The organism is Pollutimonas rozaliensis (assembly GCF_048751585.1).
Lineage (GTDB): Bacteria > Pseudomonadota > Gammaproteobacteria > Burkholderiales > Burkholderiaceae_B.
Genome location: NZ_JAZHOB010000030.1, coordinates 1 through 457, shown reverse-complemented (window position 1 = coordinate 457; position 457 = coordinate 1). Strand labels below are relative to the sequence as shown.

Sequence of the window (457 nt, the reverse complement as noted above, 5' to 3'; positions counted from 1 at the left end):
CTTGGGGTAAAGGTACTAAAATATGTAATTTTCATACCATTACTCTCAGCCTTTATAGTGATTTCAATAGTATCAGTAGTACTATATCTATCTTTAATTGGAAATAATATCCACTCCTTCTTTGGAGGTAAAATACCATCTACAATAGCTTTAGGAGTATGTAAAGAATTCCATAAATAATATTCATTTTCTCCAACATTAATTAGAATAGGTGAAGTTTCATTTTCCCATTCTTTAGCAAGAGAATCATCATCTGGTATTCTAAGAGGTTCTACATATGCAAATTCATTATTCCATATTATTACATTATAAACCTGTTTTGTACCCTGTTTTCCTTTTACATAAAATATTATAGTATTATTATTCCCTTTATAGGTTTTAATAACTTCAATATCACTATATGTGTTAAGTCTTTCTATATACTTTATAGGAGGTCTTTTCTTAGTACCCTGTGGTG

1 protein-coding gene is annotated in these 457 nt (G+C 28.4%); it reads right to left on the bottom strand.

The window, feature by feature from the left end; all coding sequences use genetic code 11:
* Nucleotides 1-457: hypothetical protein (locus V0R37_RS21840; protein WP_420376520.1), on the bottom strand; the 457-nt coding region annotated here is incomplete at both ends.